The organism is Streptomyces sp. NPDC102360 (genome assembly GCF_044766085.1).
GTDB lineage: Bacteria > Actinomycetota > Actinomycetes > Streptomycetales > Streptomycetaceae > Streptomyces.
Window position 1 is genome coordinate 334,936 of the sequence record NZ_JBIWLG010000006.1, and the last position, 23,847, is coordinate 358,782.

At 71.2% G+C, this 23,847-nt stretch carries 22 protein-coding genes; 9 read left to right on the forward strand and 13 right to left on the reverse strand.

Features of this window, described 5'->3' with window-relative positions; all coding sequences use genetic code 11:
* Window positions 1-48: 48 nt before the first annotated feature.
* From hisF to hisD, 7 genes are read right to left on the reverse strand one after another with little or no spacing between them, the layout of a single operon-like run.
* Complete coding sequence (gene hisF, locus ACIRHA_RS24925) at window positions 49-804, reverse strand: imidazole glycerol phosphate synthase subunit HisF (protein WP_403849735.1); 756 nt, start codon at window positions 802-804, stop codon at window positions 49-51.
* Entirely contained in the window at window positions 801-1,562 is a 762-nt protein-coding gene (gene priA / locus ACIRHA_RS24930; protein WP_403849738.1) for a bifunctional 1-(5-phosphoribosyl)-5-((5-phosphoribosylamino)methylideneamino)imidazole-4-carboxamide isomerase/phosphoribosylanthranilate isomerase PriA, read from the reverse strand. Before priA ends, hisF begins: the two co-directional genes overlap by 4 nt.
* Window positions 1,559-2,206 (reverse strand): imidazole glycerol phosphate synthase subunit HisH, encoded by a 648-nt coding sequence (hisH, locus tag ACIRHA_RS24935; RefSeq protein ID WP_403849741.1) that lies wholly within the window; start codon window positions 2,204-2,206, stop codon window positions 1,559-1,561. Before hisH ends, priA begins: the two co-directional genes overlap by 4 nt.
* Window positions 2,206-2,370: a hypothetical protein gene (locus ACIRHA_RS24940; RefSeq protein WP_403849744.1), complete on the reverse strand. Its 165-nt coding sequence runs from the start codon at window positions 2,368-2,370 to the stop codon at window positions 2,206-2,208. The genes hisH and ACIRHA_RS24940 overlap by 1 nt, the downstream gene beginning before the upstream one ends.
* Entirely contained in the window at window positions 2,367-2,966 is a 600-nt protein-coding gene (gene hisB, locus ACIRHA_RS24945; RefSeq protein WP_403849747.1) for an imidazoleglycerol-phosphate dehydratase HisB, read from the reverse strand. The genes ACIRHA_RS24940 and hisB overlap by 4 nt, the downstream gene beginning before the upstream one ends.
* Window positions 2,963-4,081 (reverse strand): histidinol-phosphate transaminase, encoded by a 1,119-nt coding sequence (locus ACIRHA_RS24950; protein WP_403850152.1) that lies wholly within the window; start codon window positions 4,079-4,081, stop codon window positions 2,963-2,965. The genes hisB and ACIRHA_RS24950 overlap by 4 nt, the downstream gene beginning before the upstream one ends.
* Before the next feature lie 11 nt (window positions 4,082-4,092).
* A complete protein-coding gene (gene hisD, locus ACIRHA_RS24955; protein ID WP_403849750.1) occupies window positions 4,093-5,418 on the reverse strand; it encodes a histidinol dehydrogenase in 1,326 nt (441 codons plus the stop codon).
* Window positions 5,419-5,828: 410 nt separating this feature from the next.
* On the opposite strand from hisD, the gene ACIRHA_RS24960 reads away from it, so the two are divergent.
* The 4 genes from ACIRHA_RS24960 to ybaK all read left to right on the forward strand — a co-directional run bounded on the left by ACIRHA_RS24960 (window position 5,829) and on the right by ybaK (window position 9,969).
* Entirely contained in the window at window positions 5,829-7,343 is a 1,515-nt protein-coding gene (locus ACIRHA_RS24960; protein ID WP_403850155.1) for an oxidoreductase, read from the forward strand.
* A 321-nt stretch (window positions 7,344-7,664) separates the two neighbouring features.
* Window positions 7,665-8,642, forward strand: a complete 978-nt coding sequence (locus tag ACIRHA_RS24965) for a hypothetical protein (RefSeq protein ID WP_403850158.1) — start codon at window positions 7,665-7,667, stop codon at window positions 8,640-8,642.
* A gap of 5 nt (window positions 8,643-8,647) precedes the next feature.
* Window positions 8,648-9,433: an LON peptidase substrate-binding domain-containing protein gene (locus ACIRHA_RS24970; RefSeq protein ID WP_403849752.1), complete on the forward strand. Its 786-nt coding sequence runs from the start codon at window positions 8,648-8,650 to the stop codon at window positions 9,431-9,433.
* Window positions 9,434-9,465: 32 nt separating this feature from the next.
* Entirely contained in the window at window positions 9,466-9,969 is a 504-nt protein-coding gene (ybaK, locus tag ACIRHA_RS24975; RefSeq protein WP_403849755.1) for a Cys-tRNA(Pro) deacylase, read from the forward strand.
* 119 nt (window positions 9,970-10,088) lie between these two features.
* Here the strand turns inward: ybaK and ACIRHA_RS24980 are convergent, their stop codons facing one another.
* The gene (locus ACIRHA_RS24980) at window positions 10,089-10,775 is read right to left on the reverse strand and encodes a FadR/GntR family transcriptional regulator (protein WP_403849758.1); all 687 of its coding nucleotides are present in this window, start codon (window positions 10,773-10,775) and stop codon (window positions 10,089-10,091) included.
* Between the two features lie 150 nt (window positions 10,776-10,925).
* Here ACIRHA_RS24980 and ACIRHA_RS24985 point away from each other — a divergent pair, with 150 nt between their 5' ends.
* Together ACIRHA_RS24985 and ACIRHA_RS24990 are read left to right on the forward strand one after the other, a co-directional pair.
* Window positions 10,926-11,867, forward strand: a complete 942-nt coding sequence (locus ACIRHA_RS24985; RefSeq protein ID WP_403849760.1) for a dihydrodipicolinate synthase family protein — start codon at window positions 10,926-10,928, stop codon at window positions 11,865-11,867.
* The gene (locus ACIRHA_RS24990; RefSeq protein WP_403849763.1) at window positions 11,864-13,348 is read left to right on the forward strand and encodes a sialate:H+ symport family MFS transporter; all 1,485 of its coding nucleotides are present in this window, start codon (window positions 11,864-11,866) and stop codon (window positions 13,346-13,348) included. Before ACIRHA_RS24985 ends, ACIRHA_RS24990 begins: the two co-directional genes overlap by 4 nt.
* 16 nt (window positions 13,349-13,364) lie before the next feature.
* On the opposite strand, the gene ACIRHA_RS24995 is transcribed toward ACIRHA_RS24990, so the two are convergent.
* The 4 genes from ACIRHA_RS24995 to ACIRHA_RS25010 all read right to left on the reverse strand — a co-directional run bounded on the left by ACIRHA_RS24995 (window position 13,365) and on the right by ACIRHA_RS25010 (window position 17,421).
* Entirely contained in the window at window positions 13,365-14,060 is a 696-nt protein-coding gene (locus tag ACIRHA_RS24995; protein ID WP_403849766.1) for a DUF2567 domain-containing protein, read from the reverse strand.
* A gap of 34 nt (window positions 14,061-14,094) precedes the next feature.
* On the reverse strand, window positions 14,095-14,931 hold the full coding sequence (locus tag ACIRHA_RS25000) for an ABC transporter permease (RefSeq protein ID WP_403849769.1): 837 nt from the start codon (window positions 14,929-14,931) through the stop codon (window positions 14,095-14,097).
* Window positions 14,928-15,908, reverse strand: coding sequence for an ABC transporter ATP-binding protein (locus ACIRHA_RS25005; RefSeq protein ID WP_403850160.1), 981 nt, complete (start codon window positions 15,906-15,908; stop codon window positions 14,928-14,930). Before ACIRHA_RS25005 ends, ACIRHA_RS25000 begins: the two co-directional genes overlap by 4 nt.
* Window positions 15,909-16,164: 256 nt before the next feature.
* Entirely contained in the window at window positions 16,165-17,421 is a 1,257-nt protein-coding gene (locus ACIRHA_RS25010; RefSeq protein WP_403849771.1) for an NYN domain-containing protein, read from the reverse strand.
* 279 nt (window positions 17,422-17,700) lie between these two features.
* On the opposite strand from ACIRHA_RS25010, the gene ACIRHA_RS25015 reads away from it, so the two are divergent.
* Window positions 17,701-17,877 (forward strand): hypothetical protein, encoded by a 177-nt coding sequence (locus ACIRHA_RS25015; protein ID WP_403849773.1) that lies wholly within the window; start codon window positions 17,701-17,703, stop codon window positions 17,875-17,877.
* 81 nt (window positions 17,878-17,958) lie between these two features.
* On the opposite strand, the gene dnaE is transcribed toward ACIRHA_RS25015, so the two are convergent.
* Window positions 17,959-21,498, reverse strand: a complete 3,540-nt coding sequence (gene dnaE / locus ACIRHA_RS25020) for a DNA polymerase III subunit alpha (protein WP_403849776.1) — start codon at window positions 21,496-21,498, stop codon at window positions 17,959-17,961.
* Window positions 21,499-21,737: 239 nt separating this feature from the next.
* Between dnaE and ACIRHA_RS25025 the strand changes: the two genes are divergently transcribed.
* Entirely contained in the window at window positions 21,738-23,063 is a 1,326-nt protein-coding gene (locus tag ACIRHA_RS25025; protein ID WP_403849779.1) for a DUF2252 domain-containing protein, read from the forward strand.
* A 55-nt stretch (window positions 23,064-23,118) separates the two neighbouring features.
* Window positions 23,119-23,799: a hypothetical protein gene (locus ACIRHA_RS25030; RefSeq protein ID WP_403849782.1), complete on the forward strand. Its 681-nt coding sequence runs from the start codon at window positions 23,119-23,121 to the stop codon at window positions 23,797-23,799.
* Window positions 23,800-23,847: the final 48 nt, after the last annotated feature.

Sequence of the window (23,847 nt, forward strand, 5' to 3'; positions counted from 1 at the left end):
CCGCATCGGCGAAATCACCGGTCTCGTGCGGCAGTTGACTGCTCTGCCTCAGCGGACCGGGTGCCCCGCCCCGCGCAGCGTGTCCTTGACCTCACCGATGCGAAGGTCGCCGAAGTGGAAGACGGAGGCGGCGAGCACCGCGTCCGCGCCCGCGGCGACGGCCGGCGGGAAGTGGTCGAGACGGCCCGCGCCGCCCGACGCGATCACCGGCACCGACACGTGCTTACGGACGGCCTCGATCATCTCGATGTCGTAGCCGTCCTTGGTGCCGTCGGCGTCCATCGAGTTGAGCAGGATCTCGCCCGCGCCCAGTTCGGCGGCCTGGTGCGCCCATTCGACGGCGTCGATGCCGGCGGACTTGCGCCCGCCGTGCGTCGTCACCTCGAACGAACCCGAGTCGGTGCGGCGCGCGTCCACGGAGAGGACGAGCACCTGGCGGCCGAAGCGCTCGGCGATCTCGCGGATCAGGTCCGGGCGGGCGATGGCGGCGGTGTTGACGCCGACCTTGTCCGCGCCGGCGCGCAGCAGCTTGTCCACGTCCTCGGCGGTGCGCACGCCGCCGCCGACCGTGAGCGGGATGAAGACCTGCTCGGCGGTGCGGCGCACCACGTCGTACGTGGTCTCGCGGTTGCCGGAGGACGCGGTGATGTCCAGGAAGGTCAACTCGTCGGCGCCCTCGGCGTCGTAGACCTTCGCCATCTCGACGGGGTCGCCCGCGTCGCGCAGGTTCTGGAAGTTGACGCCCTTGACGACGCGGCCGTTGTCCACGTCGAGGCAGGGGATGACGCGTACCGCGAGGGTCATGTCGCGGACACCGCCTCCAGGGCCTCTTCCAGCGTGAACGCCTTGGCGTACAGCGCCTTGCCGACGATGGAGCCCTCGACGCCGAGCGGGACGAGCGAGGCGATCTCGCGCAGGTCGTCCAGGGAGGACACGCCGCCCGAGGCCACGACCGGGCGGTCCGTCGCCGAGCAGACGCTGCGCAGCAGCTCCAGGTTCGGGCCCTGCAGCGTGCCGTCCTTGGCGATGTCCGTGACGACGTACCGGGAGCAGCCCTCGGAGTCGAGGCGCTCCAGGGTCTCGTACAGGTCGCCGCCGTCGCGGGTCCAGCCGCGGCCGCGCAGCGTCGTGCCGCGGACGTCCAGGCCGACCGCGATCTTGTCGCCGTGCTCGGCGATGATCTTGGCGACCCACTCGGGGTCCTCCAGGGCGGCGGTGCCGATGTTGACGCGGGTGGCGCCGGTGGCGAGGGCGGCGGCGAGCGAGTCGTCGTCGCGGATGCCGCCGGAGAGCTCGACCTTGATGTCCATGGCCTCGGCGACCTCGCGGATCAGCGCGCGGTTGTCGCCGGTGCCGAACGCGGCGTCGAGGTCGACCAGGTGCAGCCACTCGGCGCCGGAGCGCTGCCAGGCGAGGGCCGCCTCCAGCGGGGAGCCGTAGGAGGTCTCGCTGCCGGACTCGCCGTGCACGAGACGGACGGCCTGCCCGTCGCGGACGTCGACGGCGGGGAGGAGTTCGAGCTTGTTGCTCCGGGAGCTCGGGGAACTCTGGGAAACGGTCACAGTACGGAGATCCAGTTCTTCAGCAGCTGCGCTCCGGCGTCGCCGGACTTCTCGGGGTGGAACTGCGTCGCCCACAGCGCGCCGTTCTCGACGGCGGCCACGAACGGGCCGCCGTGCGTGGACCAGGTGACCTTGGGCGCACGCATGGAGGGGTTGTGGACTTCGAGCTCCCAGTTCTGCACGGCGTACGAGTGCACGAAGTAGTAGCGCTCGTCGGTGTCGACGCCCGCGAACAGCTGGGAGCCCTGCGGCGCGTCCACGGTGTTCCAGCCCATGTGCGGGACGACATCGGCCTTGAGCGGTTCGACGACGCCGGGCCACTCGTCGAGGCCCTCGGCCTCCACGCCGTGCTCGATGCCGCGCGCGAACAGGATCTGCATGCCGACGCAGATGCCCATCACGGGGCGGCCGCCGGCGAGGCGGCGGCCGACGATCCAGTCGCCGCGCGCGTCCTTGAGGCCGTTCATGCAGGCGGCGAACGCGCCGACGCCGGGCACGAGCAGCCCGTCCGCGTTCATGGCCCTGTCGAAGTCGCGGGTGATCTCGACGTCGGCGCCCGCGCGGGCGAGGGCGCGCTCGGCGGAGCGCACGTTCCCGAAGCCGTAGTCGAAGACGACGACGCTCTTGGTCTTGTCGGCCGACATCAGTAGAGCCACTCCATCCGCAGGACTCCGGCGACGAGGCACATCGCGGCACCGATTCCCATCAGCACCACGAGTCCCTTGGGCAGTTTCTGCTTCCAGAAGGACCAGGCGCCGCCGGCGAGGAAGAGGCCGACGAAGATCAGAATTGCCGACAGGCCACTCACAGCGCGCCCTTCGTGGAGGGAAGGATGCCGGCGGCGGCCGCGCGCGGGTCGATCTCGCTCGCGTAGCGCAGGGCGCGCGCGAGGGCCTTGAACTGGCACTCGACGATGTGGTGCGCGTTGCGCCCGTACGGGACGTGGACGTGCAGCGCGATCTGGGCCTGCGCGACGAAGGACTCCAGGATGTGCCGGGTCATCGTCGTGTCGTACTCGCCGATCATCGGCGCCAGCTTCTCGGGCTCGGTGTGCACGAGGTACGGGCGGCCCGACAGGTCGACGGTCACCTGTGCGAGGGACTCGTCCAGCGGGACCGTGCAGTTGCCGAACCGGTAGATGCCGACCTTGTCGCCGAGCGCCTGCTTGAAGGCGGCGCCGAGGGCGAGGGCGGTGTCCTCGATGGTGTGGTGCGAGTCGATGTGCAGATCGCCCTCGGTCTTCACCGTGAGGTCGAACAGGCCGTGCTTGCCGAGCTGGTCGAGCATGTGGTCGTAGAAACCGACCCCGGTGGCGACATCGACCTTTCCGGTGCCGTCGAGGTCGATCTCGACGAGGACCGAGGTCTCCTTGGTCGTGCGCTCTACGCGTCCTACGCGGCTCATGCGCCCCGCTCCTGACTGTTCATTCGGTCCTTTTTCACTTCGCGTGCCGCGTCCAGGAACGCGTCGTTCTCTTCGGGGGTGCCGACGGTCACCCGCAGGCGCCCCGGGACTCCGTTGTCACGGATGAGGACGCCGCGGTCGAGGATGGCCTGCCACACGGCGTGCGGGTCATCGAAGACGCCGAACTGGATGAAGTTGGCGTCGGCGACGGTGACATCGAAGCCGAGCCCTTCCAACTCCCCGACGACACGGTCGCGTTCGGTCTTCAGCTGCTCCACGTACTGGAGCAGCGTGTCGGTGTACTCCAGGGCGGCGAGCGCCGTCGCCTGGTTCACGGCCGACAAGTGGTAGGGCAGGCGCACCAGTTGGACGGCGTCGACCACGGCCGGGTCGGCGGCGAGGTAGCCGAGCCGCAGTCCGGCCGCGCCGAAGGCCTTGGACATCGTCCGCGAGATGACGAGGTTCGGGCGGCCGTCGAGCAGGGAGAGGAGCGAGGTTCCGTGGCTGAACTCGGTGTACGCCTCGTCGACGACGACGATCGCGTCCCGCCCCGCGGCCTCGTACAGCGCGAGGACGTCCTCGGCCGCGACCGCGTTGCCGGTGGGGTTGTTGGGGCTGGTGATGAAGACGACGTGCGGCTTGTGCGTCCGGATCGCCTCGACGGCGGCCGGCACGTCGAGCGAGAAGTCCTCGCGCCGCGGGGCGCTCACCCAGCCGGTGTTGGTGCCTCGGGCGAGCAGCGGGTGCATCGAGTACGAGGGCTCGAAGCCGAGCGCCAGACGGCCGGGGCCGCCGAAGGCCTGGAGGAGCTGCTGGAGCACCTCGTTCGACCCGTTGGCCGCCCACACCTGCTCATACGTGACCTCGTGGCCGGTCGTACGGGTCAGGTACTTGGCGAGTTCCGTGCGCAGCTCGACCGCGTCCCGGTCCGGGTAGCGGTTGAGGTGGCGGGCCTCGTCCGCGACGCGCTCGGCGATCCGTTGCACGAGGGGCTCGGGCAGCGGGTACGGGTTCTCGTTCGTGTTGAGGCGTACGGCGACGTCCAACTGGGGCGCGCCGTAAGGGGACTTGCCGCGCAGTTCGTCGCGTACGGGAAGGTCGTCGATCTTGGTCACTCGGTCCTCGCTCACTTGCTCTGCGGCACCTTCCACTCGAAGCGAGCCTTGATCGCCGCGCCGTGCGCCGGCAGGTCCTCGGCGTCGGCGAGCGTCACCACGGTGGACGCGACCTCGGCGAGGGCGTCCTTCGTGTAGTCGACGATGTGGATGCCGCGCAGGAAGGACTGGACGGACAGGCCGGACGAGTGGCAGGCACAGCCGCCCGTCGGCAGTACGTGGTTGGACCCGGCGGCGTAGTCACCGAGGGAGACGGGCGCCCACGGGCCGACGAAGATCGCGCCCGCGTTCTTGACCCGCTGGGCCACGGCGGAGGCGTCGGCGGTCTGGATCTCCAGGTGCTCGGCCCCGTACGCGTCGACGACCTTGAGGCCGTCGTCCAGCGAGTCGACGAGGACGATCGCGGACTGCTGCCCCTTGAGGGCGGGCACGATCCGGTCATCGACGTGCTTGGTGGCGGCGACCTGGGGTTCGAGTTCCTTCTCGACGGCTTCGGCGAGTTCGGGAGAGTCCGTGACGAGCACGGCCGCGGCCAGCGGGTCGTGCTCGGCCTGGCTGATCAGGTCGGAGGCGACGTGCACCGGGTCGGCCGTCGAGTCGGCCAGGACCGCGATCTCGGTGGGGCCCGCCTCGGCGTCGATGCCGATGCGTCCCGTGAAGTAGCGCTTGGCGGCGGCCACCCAGATGTTGCCGGGGCCGGTCACCATGTTCGCCGGGGCGCAGGACTCGGTGCCGTACGCGTACATGGCGACGGCCTGGGCGCCGCCGACCGCGTACACCTCGTCGACGCCGAGCAGCGCGCACGCGGCGAGGATCGTCGGGTGCGGCAGGCCGCCGAAGTCCTTCTGCGGCGGCGAGGCCAGCGCGACGGACTCGACGCCCGCCTCCTGCGCCGGGACCGCGTTCATGATCACGGACGACGGGTAGACGGACCGGCCGCCCGGCGCGTACAGGCCGACGCGCTCGACCGGCACCCACTTCTCGGTGACGGAGCCGCCCGGCACGACCTGCGTCGTGTGGCTGCCGCGGCGCTGCTCGCGGTGGACGATGCGGGCCCGGCGGATGGACTCCTCCAGGGCGGCGCGCACGGCGGGGTCGAGGTCGGCGAGCGCCTTGGCGATGGCCACGGCTGGAACCCGGACGGATTCCAGCGTCACTCCGTCGAATTTCTCCCCGTACTCGATCAGCGCCGCGTCGCCGCGATGATGCACGTCCTCGCAGATCGGACGCACCTTCTCCAGGGCGGCCGAGACGTCGAAGTCGGCTCGGGGCAGCAGCGAGCGCAGGGCCTGGCCCTCGGGGAGGGCGGCGCCGCGCAGATCGATTCGAGAGATCACAGAACAATTCTCTCAGACGCGGGTTTACGCTCGGCGCCCCGTATCAGTGGCTGATATCGCGGCAGGCGACCTGACCACCGGCGTTCAGACGGTCACACAGCGGGCATGAACGGTTGTACGAACCAGGTCTAGGGCCTGTCTTCAAACTCCCGTCGTCGCCCGAAGGGCGGCCTGGCGGCGCATGGTGCGTGCGATCGCAAGGCGCCGGGAAGTCCTAGTAGCGGAGCTACTCGGGCTTTTCGGCAACGCCGCGAGCGTGCGTGCCATGCGCCGCCAGGCAGGCGGGAGTTTGAAGACAGGCCCTTCAGGGCCTGGCGGTCGCACGGGGAGGCAGAGCAGGCGTGGTCGAGGGGACGACCGGCAACGACAACGGGGACGTGCCGGACGAGCTGACCGCCACCGAGGTCGGGATGTGGCAGGCGTTCCGCAACGGAAGCGTCTACGACCTGCGCACCGGGAACAGCGAGCGGGACGATCCGCACGGCGGCCACCCCTGGGGCCCCGAGCGCAGCGTGCGGGCGCGCATCGTGGCGTGGCTGCTGCTCGCGGGACCGCCCGCCCTCGACGGCCGGGTCTCCTCGCTCAAGCTCCAGGGCGTGCAGATCACGGACGTGTTCGACCTCGCGGGCGGCAACGTCGTCCCGTACGTGGAGATGAAGGGCTGCCGTTTCGAGAAGGAGGTGCTCCTCCCGGAGGCACACTTCACGACGGTGCGCCTCATCGACTGCTCGGTGCCCCGCCTGGAGGGCGCGCGCGTCCACACGGAGGGCGATCTGCACCTCGCCCGCTGCCGCTTCCACAACGGGATCCGGCTCACGGACGCGCACATCGGCACGGACCTGCTGCTCAACCAGGCCGTCGTGTTCAGCGACCGGCGCGGAAAGTCGATCATGGCGGACGGGCTCACGGTCGGCCAGGACCTCCAGGCCGAGCTGCTGGAGACGCACGGCGAGCTGAGCCTGCGCGGCGCGACGGTGGGCGTCTCGCTGTCGCTGCGGGGCGCCAGGCTGAGCAACAGCCGGGGCCGCCGGGCCCTGAACGCTCCCCAGATGACGGTCGAGCGGACGCTGTACCTCGGCCCCGCCGCGCTCGGCGGCCCGCTCCAGAACGGCGGCGGGACGCCGGCCCGCGGCACCCGCGTGCAGCCCTTCCAATGCGTGGGCGGGATGCGGCTCGACGACGGCCGGTTCGGCGATGCGGTCGACCTGGACTCGGCGCACTTCACGATGGAGAACGAGCAGGAGGTCTCGATGCGCCGCGTCCAGACCCCGGAACTGCGCTTCCTCTGCGACAGACCGGAGCGCGGGCGGATCGTGCTGTCGGGCGCGCGGACGACGAACCTGGTCGACAAGTCGACCAGCTGGCCGGGCCCCGGCCAGCTCCGTCTCGGCGGTTTCCAGTACGAGAACCTCATCCCGTCCGGCTCCTTCCCCCTCGCCCGCCGCCTCGACTGGCTCGCCGCCGCGACACCCGAGTACAGCCCGGAGCCGTACGAGTGTCTGGCGACGGTGCTGCGGGGCAGTGGCGAGGACTCCGACGCGCGCGAGGTGCTGCTCGCCAAGCAGCGCAGGCGCCGCGAGACGCTGCCGATCGCGGCGAAGGTGTGGGGCTACGTCCAGGACTGGACGGTGGCGTACGGGTACCGGCCCGGGCGGGCCGCGCTGTGGATGGCGGTCCTCTGGGCGCTCAGCGCGGTCGTCTTCTCCCAGGCGCCGCACCCCCGCATCAAGCCCGGCGAGGGTCCGGTCTGGGACCCGGCCCTCTTCACCCTGGACCTGCTCCTCCCCGTCATCGACCTCGGCCAGGCCGCCGCGTGGCAGCTCCGCGGCCCCTGGCAATGGGCCTCAGCCATCCTGGTCCTCCTGGGCTGGACCCTGGCGACAACGGTCGCAGCCGGCGCGACGAGACTGCTCCGCAGAAGCTAGGCCTGCTTACGGGAGCCGCTCCCCCGGTCTCGGGGCTCCGCCCCGGACCCCGCTGCTCAAACGCCGCAGGGGCTTGAAAGATCGCCTCAATCGCCGGCGGGGCTTAATAGATCAAGCCCCGCCGACGATTGGTACTTCAAGCCCCTCCGGCGATTGAGGAGCGGGGTACGGGGCAGAGCCCCGGAACCACGGTGCCGCGCAACAGGGGCGCGAGGCCCAGCCACGACGTGGCAAAAAGCGGGCCGCGCCGTGCAACCTTCCGCCCGCCCCGACCGTCATCCCACCGTGCCCTTCCTGCGCGCCCTCATCCGCACCACCCGCATGCTCCGCCACACCTCCGCCCTGGGCCACGGCCTCCCCCCGGACGAGGAGCTGCTTCTCGACGCCCCGGACGACCGCCTCGCCCCCGCCCTCGTGGCCGCGGGCCGCGGCGACCACGGCCCCGCCGCGAAGGCCCTCGCCCTCACCCGCGACGCCGCCGAGTGGGAGAACCGGGACCGCGCGGTACAGCGCCTCGCCGCGTTCGCCGCCGCCCGCCCGGAGTGGTTCGAGGCCTGGCAGGAGGCCTCGCCGCACGACCCCGACCTGCTCCTGGTCAAGGCCGAGCTCGCCGTCACCCGCGCCCTCGCCGCCCCCGCCCACGCCGAGCTGCTGCGCGAGGTCACCCCGCTGATCCTGGCCGCGGCCGAGTCCGACCCCCGCGACCCGGTCCCCTGGCGCATCGCCCTCGACCACGCCCGCGGCACCAACGCCCCGCACACCGAGTTCGAGCAGCTGTGGGCGCGGGCGGTGCGCCGCTCCCCGCACCACTACGGCTGCCATGTCGCGGCCCTGCGCTATCTGTCGGCCGCCTGGTACGGCTCGCACAAGGAGTGCTTCGACTTCGCGGAGCGCGCCGCCCAGGACGCCCTGCCGGGCTCGCTCCTCCAGGCGCTCCCGGCCCGCGCGGCCCTCGCGTATCTGACCTCCGGCGCCCCGCGCACCGGCGTCCCCCGCGCCCGCCTGGACGCCGCCGCCGACCTCGCCGCGGAGCTCTCCCGCTCGTACGAGCCCGCGGACCCGTGGCCCGCCGAGGTCCGCAACCTGCTGACCTGCGTACTGGTCGAACTCGAACGCTGGGAGGACGCTCTCGAGCAGCTGCGGCTCATCGGCCCGTACGCGACGACGTTCCCCTGGGACCGGCTCACGGACGACCCGCTGGGCCATTTCATGGAGCTGCGCGGACAGGTCCGCCTTGAAGTCGCGGCGGCGATGCCGCTGCGCGGCGGACCGGTCCGCTCCGACGACCATTACGCTTGACCGACGTGACCACCGTCCGACTTCCGCTGTTCCCGCTCAACTCGGTGCTGTTCCCGGGACTCGTGCTCCCGCTGAACGTGTTCGAGGAGCGCTATCGCGCCATGATGCGCGATCTGTTGAAGGCGTCGCCCGACGATCCGTCGGAGCCCGACACCGAACCGTCCACCTCTGAGGAGCCCCGCCAGTTCGTGGTCGTCGCGATCCGCGACGGCCACGAGGTCGCGCCCAGCGCGTCCGGCATGCCGAACGAGGTGACCACGAAGGAGGCGGGAGCGGGCCCGGCCGCGGGCTTCGGCGACGACCCCATCGCGTCCTTCCACGCCGTCGGCTGCATCGCGGACGCCGCGACGATCCGAGAGCGCGCGGACGGCAGCTTCGAGGTGCTCGCCACCGGCACGCGCCGGGTGAAGCTGCACTCGGTCGACGCCTCGGGCCCGTATCTGACGGCCGAGGTGGAGGAGCTGCCCGAGGAGGACGGCGAGGAGGCGGGCGCCCTCGCGGAGGGCGTGCTGCGCGCGTTCCGCTCGTACCAGAAGCGTCTCGCGGGCGCCCGTGAGCGCTCGCTGACGACGGGCGCGGAGCTGCCGGACGAGCCGTCGGTGGTGTCGTACCTGGTCGCGGCGGCCGCGGTCCTCGACGTACCGACGAAGCAGCGGCTGTTGCAGGCCGACGACGTGGCGTCCCGGCTGCGCGAGGAACTGACGCTGCTGCGCGCGGAGACGGCGATCATCCGCCATCTGCCCTCGCTGCCGGCGACGGAACTCACCCGGAATTCGACCAGCCTCAACTGACGTCCACTCAACTCACGTAGGGAAACGGCACGTTGGCGAAGAAGGCCAAGAAGCAGAACCAGTCCGGCGGTACGCCCGCGACCGTCGCCCTCACCACCGCCGGCACCGATTTCACGGTCCACTCCTACGAGCACGACCCCGCGCACGCCTCGTACGGCGAGGAGGCCGCGGAGGCGATGGGCGTGTCCCCGGACCGGGTGTTCAAGACGCTCGTCGCGGACGTGGACGGCGCGCTCGTCGTCGGCGTCGTGCCGGTGGCGGGGCAGCTCGACCTGAAGGCGCTCGCGGCGGCGGTCGGCGGCAAGCGCGCCACGATGGCCGATCCGGCGCTCGCGGAACGCACGACCGGGTACGTACGCGGTGGCATCTCGCCGCTCGGGCAGCGCAAGAAGCTGCGTACGGTCATCGACTCCTCCGCCGGCGGGCACGACACGATCTGCGTCTCGGCGGGCCGCCGCGGGCTCGAGGTCGAGCTGGCGCCGGGGGACCTCGCGGCGCTCACGGACGCGGTCCTCGCACCCGTCGGACGTGCGTGACCCCTCGACGTACCCCGCCACTTCGGCTAGACACCCAGGACATGTCGAAGAAGACGCGCAAGCGCAAGTGGCGGATCAAAAAGGGCAAGGCCAACCACGGGCACCGGCCCGCCTGACGCTCACCGTTTGCTCAACCGGCCGCGGATGTCGTCGAAGTGCTGATGCACGGCGGCCTCCGCGGCCTCCGCGTCCCCGCCGCGCACCGCGTCGACGATCCGGCCGTGCATCCGGGCCAGCTCCGCGCCGTCGGCAGGCTGCCCGACGTCCTGCGCCCGCGACTGGTGAAAGGCGCTCCAGAACGCGTCGAGCAACTCGCTGAGCAGCCGGTTCGCCAGCGGCCCGTACAGCGCGAGATGGAACTCCCTGTCGGTCGCGGCGTCGATCGCCCCGCCCCCCGCGACCTCCTCGTGCATCCGCTGTACGAGCCCGTCGAGCACGGCGAGTTCCGCCTCGCCGAGCCGCCCGACGAGGCTGCTCATCAGGCCCGCCTCCAGCGCCTCCCGCATCTGCAGCAGTTCGAGCAGGCTGTCCTCGCCCCTGCGGTGCCCGACGACGGTGCGGAACGCGAGGCCGTCGATCAGCGGTTCGAGGGACATCGACCCGACGTACGTGCCGAACCCGCGCCGGATCTCGACGATGTGCTTGGCCTGCAGCGACTTCAGGGCCTCGCGCAGCGAGTTGCGGCTGACCCCGAACCGCTCCATCAGCTCGGTCTCGGTCGGCAGCGGATCGCCGGGTCCCAGGCCGCCCTCGACGATGAATTCCTTGATCTTCTGCTGCGCGTCGTCCGCGACCAGCGCTCGCATCCAGGCCCCTCCTGTGATCTTTCCCGTGATCTGCCGGGCTCTTCGAACCCTTGACAGTGTCCACGACGGTGGAGCACTGTCACCTCCAGGACGTAGGACATCCTACGTCCCATCTCCGTACACCGTCGGTTAACCCTGGAGACCACCGCCATGACTCTCCGAGCCCCGCTCCCCGCCCCCTTCCGGGGCGTCGTTCCGCCGCTGGTCACCCCGCTCACCGCCGAGGGGGAGGTGGACGTCGCGTCGGTGCGGCGGCTCGCCGGTCACCTCATCGGCGCCGGGGTGCACGGCCTGTTCATGCTGGGCTCCAGCGGCGAGACCGCCTACCTCACGGACGCCCAGCGCCGCACCGCCCTGGAGGCCGCCGTCGAGGCGTCGGCGGGCCGGGTCCCGGTCCTCGCCGGCGTCATCGAGACGACCACGGCCCGGGTCCTTGAGCGGGCCCAGGACGCGGTGAAGGCGGGCGCCGACGCGCTCGTGGCGACCGCGCCGTTCTACACCCGCACCCACCCGGCCGAGATCGCGAACCACTTCCGCCGCATCCGCTCCGGCGCCGATCTGCCCCTGTTCGCGTACGACATCCCGGTCGCGGTGCACAGCAAGCTCGGCCGCGACACGATCCTCGAACTGGCCGCCGACGGCACGCTCGCAGGGCTCAAGGACTCCAGCGGCGACGAGGGCTCCCTGCGCCGCCTGCTCGCCCCGCTGCGCGCGACGGCCCCCGCGTTCTCGGTGTTCACGGGCGCCGAACTGACCGTGGACGGCGCCCTGTTGGCGGGCGTCGACGGCGTGGTCCCGGGCCTGGGCAATGTGGACGCGCACGGCTATGTCCGGCTCTACGAGGCCGCGCGCGCCGGCGACTGGGACGCGGCCCGCGCCGAGCAGAACCGGCTCGCCGCGCTCTTCTCGATCACGGACGCCGGCGACCCGGCCGTCATGGGCGGCTCGTCCTCCGCGCTCGGCGCGTTCAAGGCCGCCGTGCACCTCCAGGGCGTCATCGACTGCCCCGCGACGGCAGCGCCGCAGATCCCGCTGGGCGAGGCCGAGTTCGCGTACGTGCGCCGGCACCTGGTCGAGGCGGGGCTGCTGTGACGGCGGCCGTGCGGGAGCCCTGGTACCGGGAGATCGGCCCCACGCGGTGGAAGTCCTTCTTCGCCGCCTGGATCGGCTACTTCCTCGACGGCTTCGACTTCGTCCTGATCACCCTCGTACTGACCGAGATCGGCGACGAGTTCGGCCTGTCCGGGGTCGAGCAGGCCAGCCTGGTCTCCGGCGCGTTCATCACGCGCTGGCTGGGCGGCGCCGTCCTCGGCGCGCTCGGCGACCGGTACGGCCGCAAGGCGGCGATGGTCGCCTCGATCCTGCTCTACTCGGTCGGCACGTTCGCCTGCGGCTTCGCGTGGGACTACACGAGCCTGTTCACCGCGCGCCTGCTGATCGGCATGGGCATGGCCGGTGAGTACAGCGCGAGCGCCACGTACGTCCTGGAGAGCTGGCCCGCGAAGCTGCGCAACCGCGCCTCCGGCTTCCTGATCTCCGGCTTCTCGCTCGGCGGCGTCCTCGCGGCCGAGGTGTACGAGCAGGTGGTGCCCGCCCACGGCTGGCGCTGGCTGTTCTACATCGGCCTGTTCCCCGTGGCGATCGCCCTGTGGGTGCGGCGGGCGCTGCCCGAGGCGGAGGAGTGGCAGGAGCGGTTCGCCGACACCGACGCCGGTCAGCGCCCCAACCCGTTCCGGCCGCTGTTCGCCACGCGCCGCCTCGCGACGGTCAACACGGTCCTCGCCGTCGTGGCGACGGCCGCCCTGTTCGCGGTGTTCACGCCGCTCGGCGGGGGCGCGGTGCCGCTGCTCTCCGTGGTGGCGGCGGCCTGTCTGCTGGCCTTCACGGTCCAGTTGGGCGGCCGCAAGCGGTGGCTGCTGTACGTGGCGCTGACGGTGACCGTGTTCTGCGCGTTCCTCTACAGCTGGCCGGTGCAGGCGCTGCTGCCGACGTACCTGAAGACCGAGCTGGGCTACTCCCCCTCCGAGGTCACCGACGCCCTGTTCTGGGCGGGCTTCGGAACGGCGGTCGGCTGCGTCGTGGCGGGCTTCATCGGCGACCGGTTCGGCACGCGGCGCGCGTACGCGGTGACGCTGGTCGTCGGTATCGCCTTCGTCTTCCCGGTGTTCGCCGTCCAGGACAGCCCGGTGGGGCTCGGCATCCTGCTGTTCTGCATGCTCGCGTGCATGCAGGGCATCTCGGGCCTGCTCCCGAAGTACATCGCGGGCCACTTCCCGACCGAGACGCGCGCGGCGTCCCTCGGCTTCACGTACAACGTGGGGGCGCTGGGCGGCGCCGTCGCCCCGGTGCTCGGGGCGAAGCTGGCCTCGGGGATGTCGCTCGGCCAGTCCCTGGCGATCCTGACGTTCGCCCTCACGCTGGTGGTGATCGTCCTCATCGGCTTCGACGTCCCGAACCGACTGGCACGCTTGGTGAGCGACGAGGGCCCGGCGGACCATCTGGCCGATGAGTCGACAACCAAGCCCCTGCGGCGATTGAGCAGCGGGGTCCGGGGCAGGGCCCCGAATCCGTAACGGTACGGCTGAGCCGCTACGGGGCGGTGGGCGTTGCCCCACCGTCCCCCTGCACCCCGTACGGCGTCGCGAAATACGGGTCCGGGTCCCGCGGCCCGAACAGGCCGGTGAGGCCCAGGTGCACCACCAACGCGGCGAGCGGCCACGCGAGCAACGCCCCCTTGGCGTTCAGTTCCAGGGGGGCGTCGAACACCACACCCTTGCCGACCTCCTTGGCGTGCGCGGCCACGTTCTGCGCCGGCCCGAGCCAGACGCCGAAGCGCCACGCGAGCACCCCGCCGAGCAGGCTGCCCACGGCCAGCGCCACGACCAGCGGCACGCCCCCACGCCTGCGCCACAAGAAGACGGCGGCGCCGGTGACGACGCCGAACGCGAGCCCGAGCAGGGCGAACGTTCCGTCGATGCCGATCGCCTGCTCGCCCTCGGTGTCCTTGAGGTAGACCGCCGAGGCGTCCGAGACCAGCGGAACCCGGGGCGCGAGCCACAGCCACAGCGCGCCGAGCGCGAGCCCCACCACGGCGACGGCGACCGTCACGGCCACGGCCTGCTTGATCTCGGCGCGCATCCCGGGGCCGTCGTCCTCCCCGTACTCCTGCGGGGCGGCGGGCGCGGGAGGCAGATGTCCGGTCATGGGGTCGGGGGCCTGCCAGGGGTCGCTGTGCCCGTTGTTGTGCGGGGGCTGATGGGGTGGCGGTGTCAGCGGTGCGGTCACCCTGCCATCGTGCCAGGCGTCGCTGTGCGGCGCGTCACCGGACGGCGGCCCGGCGGTAGGCCCATGTTGCCACCGCCAGTGAGGCGACGCCGACGGCCGCGCAGACGCCCAGGTCGAGCAGGACCACGCCCCAGTCGGGGTGCGCGGCGAAGGTACGCGCGAAGGCCTCGACCCCGTACGTCGACGGGAGCAGGTCCCGCGTCCACTGCACGAACTCCGGCATCCGGTCGGCCGGCAGCACACCGAGCAGCAGCGCCGCCGACATGCCCAACTGGCCGAGCAGCGTGGCCAGTTCGGGCCGGGGCGCGAGCAGCCCGAGCGCGGCGCCGAGCCCCGCGAGAGCGGCGCCGGCCAGCGGGATCACCGCGGCGAGCACCCACAGGTGGGCGAGCGGCAGCTGGAACATCGCGCAGCCGACGACCGCGGTGACCACGGTCCCCGGCACGGTGAACGAGGCGTAGGCGCCCGCGGCGCCGAGCACCACGGAGGCGGGTGGCACCGGCAGCGTCGCGTAGTGGTCGAGGCCGCCGGCCGCCCGCAGCTGTCCGAAGTACTGGGCGAGCAGGTTCAGCGCGACGAACGCGACGACGAGCACCGCGGACCCGGCCACCACGGCCTGCGCCTCACGGCCGCCCTGCTCGACGACGCCGCGCATCAGGATCATGATGCCGATGCTCTGGAACGTCGCCACGAACAGCAGCGGGATCCGGGCCACGCGGGCCCGGCTGAGCTGCGCCCGGTAGACGGCGGCGAGCGAGGGCAGGAAGCGGGCGCGGGGCGCGAGCGTTTCCTCGGCGGGGCCGGGCGCGGGCGCCGGCCGCGCGGGCGCGAGCTCGGAGGCGACCGCGGGAGCGGTGGGAACGACGCTCATGCCTTCACCAGGCCCTTCACACCGCTGCGGCTCCCGCCGAGCGCCAGGTACACGTCCTCCAGGCTCGGCGTCGCGAGCGTGAAGTCGTCCAAGAAGTCGAAGGCCGGGCCGCCGGTGACGGCGGCGACGGCGGAGCGGGCCGCCTCCGGTTCGAGCCGCAGCGACCAGCGCCGCCCTGATTCCACGGCGTGCGCGCGCAGCCGCGCCACCTCTTCGAGCTCCATCGGAGCCTCCTGGCGCCACACGAGTTCCACGCGCACCTCGCCGGCGACGCGTTCCTTGAGGCCTGCCGGGGTGTCGCAGGCGATGACGCGGCCCTGGTCGAGCACGGCCACTCGGTCGAGCACGGTCTCGGCCTCGATCACGTTGTGCGTGACGAGCAGTACGGTCGCGCCGTGCTCGGCCCGCCGCCGGTCGACGGCGGCCCAGACCGCCCGCCGCGCGACGGGGTCCATCCCGGTGGTCGGCTCGTCGAGCACGAGCAACGGCCGCTCCCCGACGAGGGCGGCCGCGAAGCAGGCGAGCCGCCGCTCCCCGCCGGACAGCTTCTTGATCGGCCGGGAGGCGAGCGTCGTGAGCCCCAGCTCGTCCAGCACGTCGTCGCGGGCGGCCCGGGCGTCCTTGAGCGAGAGACCGCGCAGCCGACCGGTGGTCTCGGCGGCCAGCGCGACGGTCAGCTCGTCCAGCGCGGTCGACTCCTGTCCGAGGTAGGCGAGGATCCGGGAGGCGCGCTCGGGGTGCCGCACGATGTCGTGCCCGAGGATCTCGACGCTTCCCGCGTCGGGGCGCATCAGCCCGGTCAGCTGCCGTACGAGGGTGGACTTGCCGGCGCCGTTCGGCCCGAGCAGCCCGAAGATCTCGCCGCGCCGGACGTCGAGCCGGACGTCGTCCGTGGCCCGCAGTTCCGGCGTGCCGGGGGCGCCGCGGCGCCCGCGCGAGGCCGGGTAGGTCTTGCGCAGGCCCCGCACCGCGCACACGACAGCGCCCGCGTTACGCTTCGGGGCGACGTCATCGGTGCGCATACTCACGAGGAACGAGCCTACGGGGTCCGGCGTTCACGATTGCACGCGGGGCGGGACATATCCCACGCATGCCGTACTCCAAAGATCGGGGCTCCGCCCCGCACCCCGCTGCTCAATCGCCGCAGGGGCTATAAATAGCCCCTGCGGCGATTGAGCAGGCCCGTCCGGCAGGACATTCGGAAGTGGCCCGCCCCACCCCGACCCCGGCCCGCTAATCCGCGGCAGCCGCGTGTTCGGCCGTGCGGATGTCGATCTCGCGCCAGAAGCCCGCCCGGATCGCATACCGGTCGTGCTCGTCGATCTGGTCGTCCTTGTGCGCGAGCAGCCCGAACCGCGCCGCGTACCGCAGCAGCTCACCGTCGATCCGGTGCGGCACCCGCGGATACATGGTCGCCAGCTTCTGCAACTGCGTCTGGTCCCCGAGCCGCTCCCGCCACCGCCGCGCGAACACCTGCCCGACCTCGTACGGATCCCCGCCGATCGCGGTGATGTCCTCCTCGCGGTCTGCCCACCGCTGCTCCGCCGTGGTGAGCTGCGCCAACGTCGGCAAGGACGCCACATCGGCCGGCTCCCCGCCGCCCCCGGGCCGCTCGACCCAGCCCTTGTCGGACGACCACCTCAACGTCGCGTTCGCCGGATGCTGCGCGGCCTGCGCCCCCGGTCCGCGCAGCGCGGCGAGGTCCTTGGGCGTGGGCACGCCCTTGCCGCCGCCCGCCCGGTCCTCGTCCGGCGCCGGCGGGGCCGCCGTCCCGTTCTCGCCGTGCGCGGCCGGCGCGTGCTGCACGGGCCCCGCACCCCCGGCCTCCGCCACGGGACGCCCCGTGGAGGAGAGCGCCGACTCGGGCAGCGGCGCGGACAGGATCGCGGCGATCTCGGGGCGCGGCACGGGCGGCGGGGCACAGATCCCGTGCCCGCCGAGCTCCTTGGCGCGTACGGCCTTGGTGATCCAGGTCCGGTCGAGCACCCGCCGCTCGTCGGCCTCCGCGACCAGGTCCTCGGACTGGTTGTAGTCGCCGTCGGCGGCCTGCACCGCCCACAGGTGGACGGCGACGCCGTGCTCCTTGGCGGCCATCATGCCGGGCAGCAGGTCCCCGTCCCCGGTCACGAGCACAATGTCCGAGCAGGCACGATTACGGGCCAGCTCGGTCAGCTCCGCGTGCATCGCGGCGTCGACGCCCTTCTGCGCCCACCGCCCGTCGGAGCGCGTCAACGCGCCGAGCCGCACCGTGACCCGCGGCATCACCCGCAGCCGCCGGTGCTCGGGCTGCGGCACGCGGTCGGGCGCCCCGTCGAACCAGTAGATGCGCAGCAGTTCCCGCCCGGTCTCGGCCTCGGCGCGCTCGCGCAGGCCCTGGATGAGGGCGGCGTGATCGACATGAATCCGGGAGCGGGACGGCTCGCCCGCGAGCAGGCTCGCCGCGGCCCCCAGCAGATATCCGGCATCCACCAGAACGATGCAACGATCCACGCGATCCACCCTCTTTCCGCCGACTTGCCACCAGTCCGGACACGCTCCGCGGGACGGCTCCCGCGGCTTCGCTTCGGGTTTCCTTCGAGTCTGCCCGACCGCGGTGGGGTTAACGGCCCGAACTGGATCTTCGGCGTGGCGGAAGCCGTGAACTCGGGGTGCGCGCTCCGCAACCGAGGACCGTTACGAACGGTAATACGCCGAAATGCGTTCTTCGTCCGACTGTGTGAATCTGAAGCCGGCCCTGGCCCCTAGATCCCCCGCAGGAGGCAGATCACCATGGCCAAGAACCGTAAGCAGAATCGCCATCAGCAGAAGGCGGCGGCCCAGGAGGCCGCCGAGCCTCAGGAGCAGGCCCGCTCCTCGGCCATGGAGGCCCAGGCCAAGTCGGCTGTGGAAGCCACGCCGGGCGACGTGGCCCGTAAGCACCGCGAGCGTCGCTTCGGTCACAACTGAGGCGCCGCGCAGGGCAGTTGGCACACAGCGAGGGGCGTACCCGGAAGTCCGGGTACGCCCCTCGCGCGTGTCTCGGCGTGCTCAGCCCGTCAGGCAGGACGGGCCCAGCAGCACCTTCAGGTCGCCGTACAGCGCCGGGTCGGGCTTCACCCGGTGCCGGTCGAGCCGCAGCACCGTGGTCTTGCGCGGCCCCTGGAGCTTGATCCGCACCTCGCTGTCGCCCCGGTGGTTGGTGAGGATCTCGCCGAGCCGGCTGATCATCGGCGGGGTCACCCTCAGGGCCGGGATCGTGAGGATCACCGGCGCGTTGGTCCCCGCGTTCGACAGGTCGGGGACCTGCATCTCCATGGCGACCAGGCGCGGCACGTCCTCCCGCTTGTCGAGGCGGCCCTTCACGAAGACCACGGCGTCCTCGACGAGCTGCGTGGACACCAGCTGGTACGTCGCCGGGAAGAACATGCACTCGATGGAACCGGCGAGGTCCTCGACGGTCGCGATCGCCCAGGCGTTGCCCTGCTTGGTCATCTTGCGCTGGAGGCCCGAGATGATGCCGCCGACCGTGACGACCGCGCCGTCACCGAAGTCACCGCCCGTCAGCTGCCCGATGCCCGCGTCCGCCTTGTCGGAGAGCACGTGCTCCAGGCCGAAGAGCGGGTGGTCGGAGACGTACAGGCCGAGCATCTCGCGCTCCTGGGCGAGCAGATACGTCTTGTCCCACTCGTCGGTGGAGAACTCGACGTCGAGGCCGAAGCCCGGCTCGTCGCTCTCCCCCTCGCCCATGCCGCCGAAGAGGTCGAACTGGCCCTCGGCCTCCTTGCGCTTCACCGCCACGACGTTGTCGATCATCGGCTCGTACTGGGCGGTGAGGCCCTTGCGGGTGTGGTTCATCGCATCGAAGGCGCCGGCCTTGATCAGCGATTCCGTCGTCCGCTTGTTGCAGGCCGCGGCCTCGATCTTGTCCAGGTAGTCGGGGAACGAGGTGAACTTCCCCTTCGCCTTGCGGGCCCGGACGATCGACTCCACCACGTTCGACCCGACGTTGCGGACCGCCTCAAGGCCGAAGAGGATCACGTCGTCGCCCTGGGCGGCGAAGTTGTGCACCGACTCGTTCACGTCCGGCGGGAGGACCTTGATCTTCATCCGTCGGCACTCGTTGAGGTAGACGGCCGACTTGTCCTTGTCGTCCTTCACCGAGGTGAGCAGCGCGGCCATGTACTCGGCGGGGTAGTTCGCCTTCAGGTACGCGGTCCAGTAGGTGACCAGGCCGTACGCGGAGGAGTGCGCCTTGTTGAACGCGTATCCGGCGAACGGGACCAGTACGTCCCACAGGGCCTGGATCGCCGCGTCGGAGAAGCCCTTCTTCTTCGCGCCCTCCTGGAACAGGACGAAGTTCTTGGCCAGTTCCTCGGGCTTCTTCTTGCCCATCACGCGGCGCAGCACGTCGGCCTCGCCGAGCGAGTAGCCCGCGATGATCTGCGCGGCCTTCTGCACCTGCTCCTGGTACACGATGAGGCCGTGGGTCAGGCCGAGCGTCTCCTTCAGGGGCTCTTCGAGCTCCGGGTGGATCGGCGTGATCTCCTGGCGGCCGTTCTTGCGCTCCGCGTAGTTGATGTGCGAGTTCATGCCCATCGGGCCCGGCCGGTACAGGGCCGAGACGGCGGAAATGTCCTCGAAGTTGTCGGGCTGCATCTGGCGGAGCAGCGAGCGCATCGGGCCGCCGTCGAACTGGAACACGCCCAGCGTGTCGCCGCGGCAGAGCAGTTCGTACGTCTTCGGGTCGTCGAGCGGAAGATCGAGCATCTCCAGGTCGATGCCCTTGTTGGACCGCACCATCTTGACGGCGTCGTCCATGATGGTCAGGTTCCTGAGGCCCAGGAAGTCCATCTTCAGGAGGCCGAGCGACTCGCACTGCGGGTAGTCCCACTGCGTGATCGTCACGCCGTCCGTGTGCCGGGTCCACAGCGGGGCGTGGTCGACGATCGGCTCGCTGGACATGATGACGCCGGCCGCGTGCACACCCATCTGCCGGACCAGGCCCTCGACGCCCTTGGCGGTGTCGATGACCTTCTTGACGTCCGGCTCGTTCTCGTACATCCCGCGGATCTCACCGGCTTCGCCGTAGCGCGGGTGCTTGGGGTCGGTGATGCCGGAGAGGTCGATGCCCTTGCCGAGGACGTCGGCGGGCATGGCCTTGGTGAGGCGGTCGCCCATCGCGTACGGGTAGCCGAGCACGCGCGCGGAGTCCTTGATCGCGTTCTTGGCCTTGATCTTGCCGTAGGTACCGATCATGGCGACCTTGTCGGCGCCGTACTTCTCCGTCACGTACCTGATCACCTCGACGCGCCTGCGCTCGTCGAAGTCGATGTCGACGTCGGGCATGGAGACGCGCTCGGGGTTGAGGAACCGCTCGAAGATCAGGCCGTGCGTGATCGGGTCGAGGTCGGTGATGCCCATGGCGTACGCGACGATCGAACCGGCCGCGGAGCCACGGCCGGGGCCCACCGCGATGCCGTTGTTCTTGGCCCACATGATGAAGTCGGCGACGACCAGGAAGTACCCCGGGAACCCCATCTGGATGATGATGTCCATCTCGTACTCGACCTGCTTCTGGCGGTCCTCGGGGACGCCGCCCGGGTAGCGGCGGTTCATGCCGACCCGGACCTCCTCCTGGAACCAGGTGATCTCCGTGAAGCCGTCCGGGATGTCGAACTTCGGCATGAGGTCGCGCTTCTCGAACATGCCGGTCGTGTCGATCTGCTCGGCCACGAGCAGCGTGTTGCGGCAGCCCTCCTGCCAGGCGTCCGAGGAGTCGATGGCGTACATCTCGTCCGTCGACTTCAGGTAGTAGCCCGTGCCGTTGAACCGGAAGCGGTCCGGGTCGGAGAGGTTCTTGCCGGTCTGGATGCACAGCAGCGCGTCGTGCGCGGTCGCCTCGTCCGCGTACGTGTAGTGCGAGTCGTTCGTCACCAGCGGCGGGATGCCGACCTTCTTGCCGACCCGCAGGAGGTCCTCGCGGACCCGGTGCTCGATGTCGATGCCGTGGTCCATCAGCTCCAGGAAGTACCGGTCCTTGCCGAAGATGTCCTGGTACTCGGCGGCCGCCTTGACCGCCTCGTCGAACTGGCCGAGGCGCAGGCGGGTCTGCAGCTCACCGGAGGGGCAGCCGGTGGACGCGATGATGCCCTCGCTCCACTGGGAGAGCGTCTCCTTGTCCATGCGCGGCCACTTCTGCAGCCAGCCCTCGGCGTACGCGTCCGAGGACAGCTTGAACAGGTTGTGCAGCCCCGTGCTGTTCGCCGCCCACATCGTCTTGTGGGTGTAACCACCGGAACCGGAGACGTCGTCGCGCTTCTGGTGCGGCTGGCCCCACTGGACCTTCCGCTTGTTGCGCCGGGACTCCGGGGCGACGTACGCCTCGATGCCGATGATCGGCGTGATGCCCGCCTTCTCCGCGGTGTGGAAGAAGTCATACGCCCCGTGCAGGTTGCCGTGGTCGGACATCGCGATGTGCGTCATGCCCATGTCGCCGGCGGCCTTGAACATGTCGTTGAGCCGCGCCGCGCCGTCCAGCAGCGAGTACTGGGTGTGCACATGCAGGTGCGTGAAGGGCGGCTTGGACACGGTGGGGGCCTCCAATGGAAAACACCGGGCGACAGTCTGGGGGACAGCTTGGAAGTCTACGACCGGTCACTGACATCGAAGAGGAGTACGGCGACGCGAAGCGTCTCGATGAGGGGCGGTGGTCGGGTGACGGGTGGGCGGGCACTCGGGAGTACGGTCGTGCGTTGGACAGACCAGAACATCTGTCCCACGCGTCAGTACGGCGTACCGGACCATCCCGCACCAGGAGGCACCCAGCGATGTCGGAACCGCAGCCCACCGCTGAGCAGCGCGGCGAGCAGATCCTGTCCGTCTTCGACACCGCGTTCGGCGAGCTCCTCGCCGCCGACCCCGCGGCCTTCCGGGTCAAGTTCCGCAAGATGGCGGCCTCGGCCTTCGCCTTCTACCGGGGCACGGCCTGCCTCTTCTACGGGGACGTGGAGCGCGAGCAGCACGGCGGGCCCTACCTGGACGAGCGCACCAGCCGGGTGTGGATCCACGGCGACCTGCACGCGGAGAACTTCGGCACGTACATGGACTCCACGGGCCGGCTGATCTTCAACGTGAACGACTTCGACGAGGCGTACGTGGGCCCCTTCACCTGGGACCTCAAGCGCTTCGCCGCCTCGGTGGCGCTGGTCGGCTACTCCAAGGCGCTGAGCGACGAGCAGATCACGGACCTCGTACGCACGTACGCGGCGGCCTACCGCGAGCGCATCCACGCGCTCGCGACCGGCGCCAAGAGCGACGAGGTGCCGCCCTTCACGCTGGACACGGCCGAAGGACCGCTCCTGGAGGCGCTGCGCGACGCCCGCTCGCTGACCCGTTTCTCCCTGCTCGAGTCCATGACGGAGATCCGCGAGTTCGAGCGCCGCTTCGCGGAGGGCGGCGGCTCCATCGAGCTGGACGCGGCGACGCGCTACAAGGTGCTCGCGGCGTTCGACGGATACCTGGAGACGCTGCCGGACTCCTCCCTCTCCCGCCCCGACTCGTACCGGGTGAAGGACGTGGTCGGGCGCCGCGGCATCGGTATCGGCTCCGCGGGCCTCCCCTCGTACAACATCCTGCTGGAGGGCAACAGCGACGCCCTCGAGAACGATGTCGTGATCTACATGAAGCAGGCCCAGACCCCGGCCGTGTCGCGGCACATCACCGACCCGGCGATCCGCGGCTACTTCCAGCACGAGGGCCACCGCACGGTCATCTCGCAGCGCGCCCTGCAGGCGCACGCCGACCCGTGGCTCGGGTGGACGGAGCTCGACGGCGCCGGGCAGCTGGTCGCCGAGATCTCGCCGTACGCGGTGGACCTGGACTGGGGCGACATCGACGATCCGGAGGAGATCGCGGCGGTCGTCGCCGACCTCGGCCGGGCCACGGCGACGATGCACGCGGCGGCGGACGACCAGTCCGGCGAGTCGCTCGTGCCGTTCTCCACGGAGCGCGCCATCGACGCGGCGATCGCGGCCGACGAGGAGGGCTTCGCGCCTCTGCTGGTCGACTTCGCGCACTCCTACGGGGCACGCGCGCGTGCGGACCACCAGATCTTCGTGGACCTGTTCCGCAACGGCCGCATCCCGGGCCTGTAACGCACAGGAACCCTTTAGGCATCGTTTACCGGAAGGCATGGCACACTCCTCCGCGATGGACGACATATCCGGGACCCAGCTACGAGTGATGCGCGCGGCGCTGTTCACGGCATGCGCCGTGACGCTGTCCGCCGCGTCGCACGTGCTGCTGTCCCGGGCTCCGCTGCCGCTCACGACGGTCGCCGCGATCGCCGCGGCCGTCTTCGTGATCGCGTACGCGCTGGCAGGACGTGAGCGCGGCTTCGGCCGGATCGCGGCTCTGCTCGTACCGCTGGAACTGGCCGCCGACACGGTCTTCACGACCGGCCAGCACGTCTGTTACGGCCAGGCCGGCGGCCCCGTCGCGGGCCCGCTGCGCCAGTTCGGCTTCGACGTGCTGTGCGCGGGGAACGTGGGCACACCGCTGGCCCGTATGACGGGCGGCAGCACGGAGCGGGCCGCCGCGCTCTTCGCGCACACCGACCCGGCGGCCTCCTGGCTGCTCCTTGGCGCACACGTCGCCGTCGGCCTGCTCGCGGCCGCCTGGCTGCGCCGCGGTGAGCAGGCCCTGGCCCAACTGCTGCGCGCGGTGGCCGCCTTCGCCTTCCGGCCGCTGCTCATCGCGTTCGCCACGGTCACCGTCCGGCGCGAGCCCGGCGTTCGGCTGCCGCGCCCCGCCACGCGCGTACCGGCCTCCCGCACCCGGCTCTGGGTGCACTCCGTAGGACGGCGCGGACCGCCGTGCCTCGCCGCCTGAGCCACCTTCCGGCTCGGGCCCCGGCACGGCAGTCCCCCATACGCACGT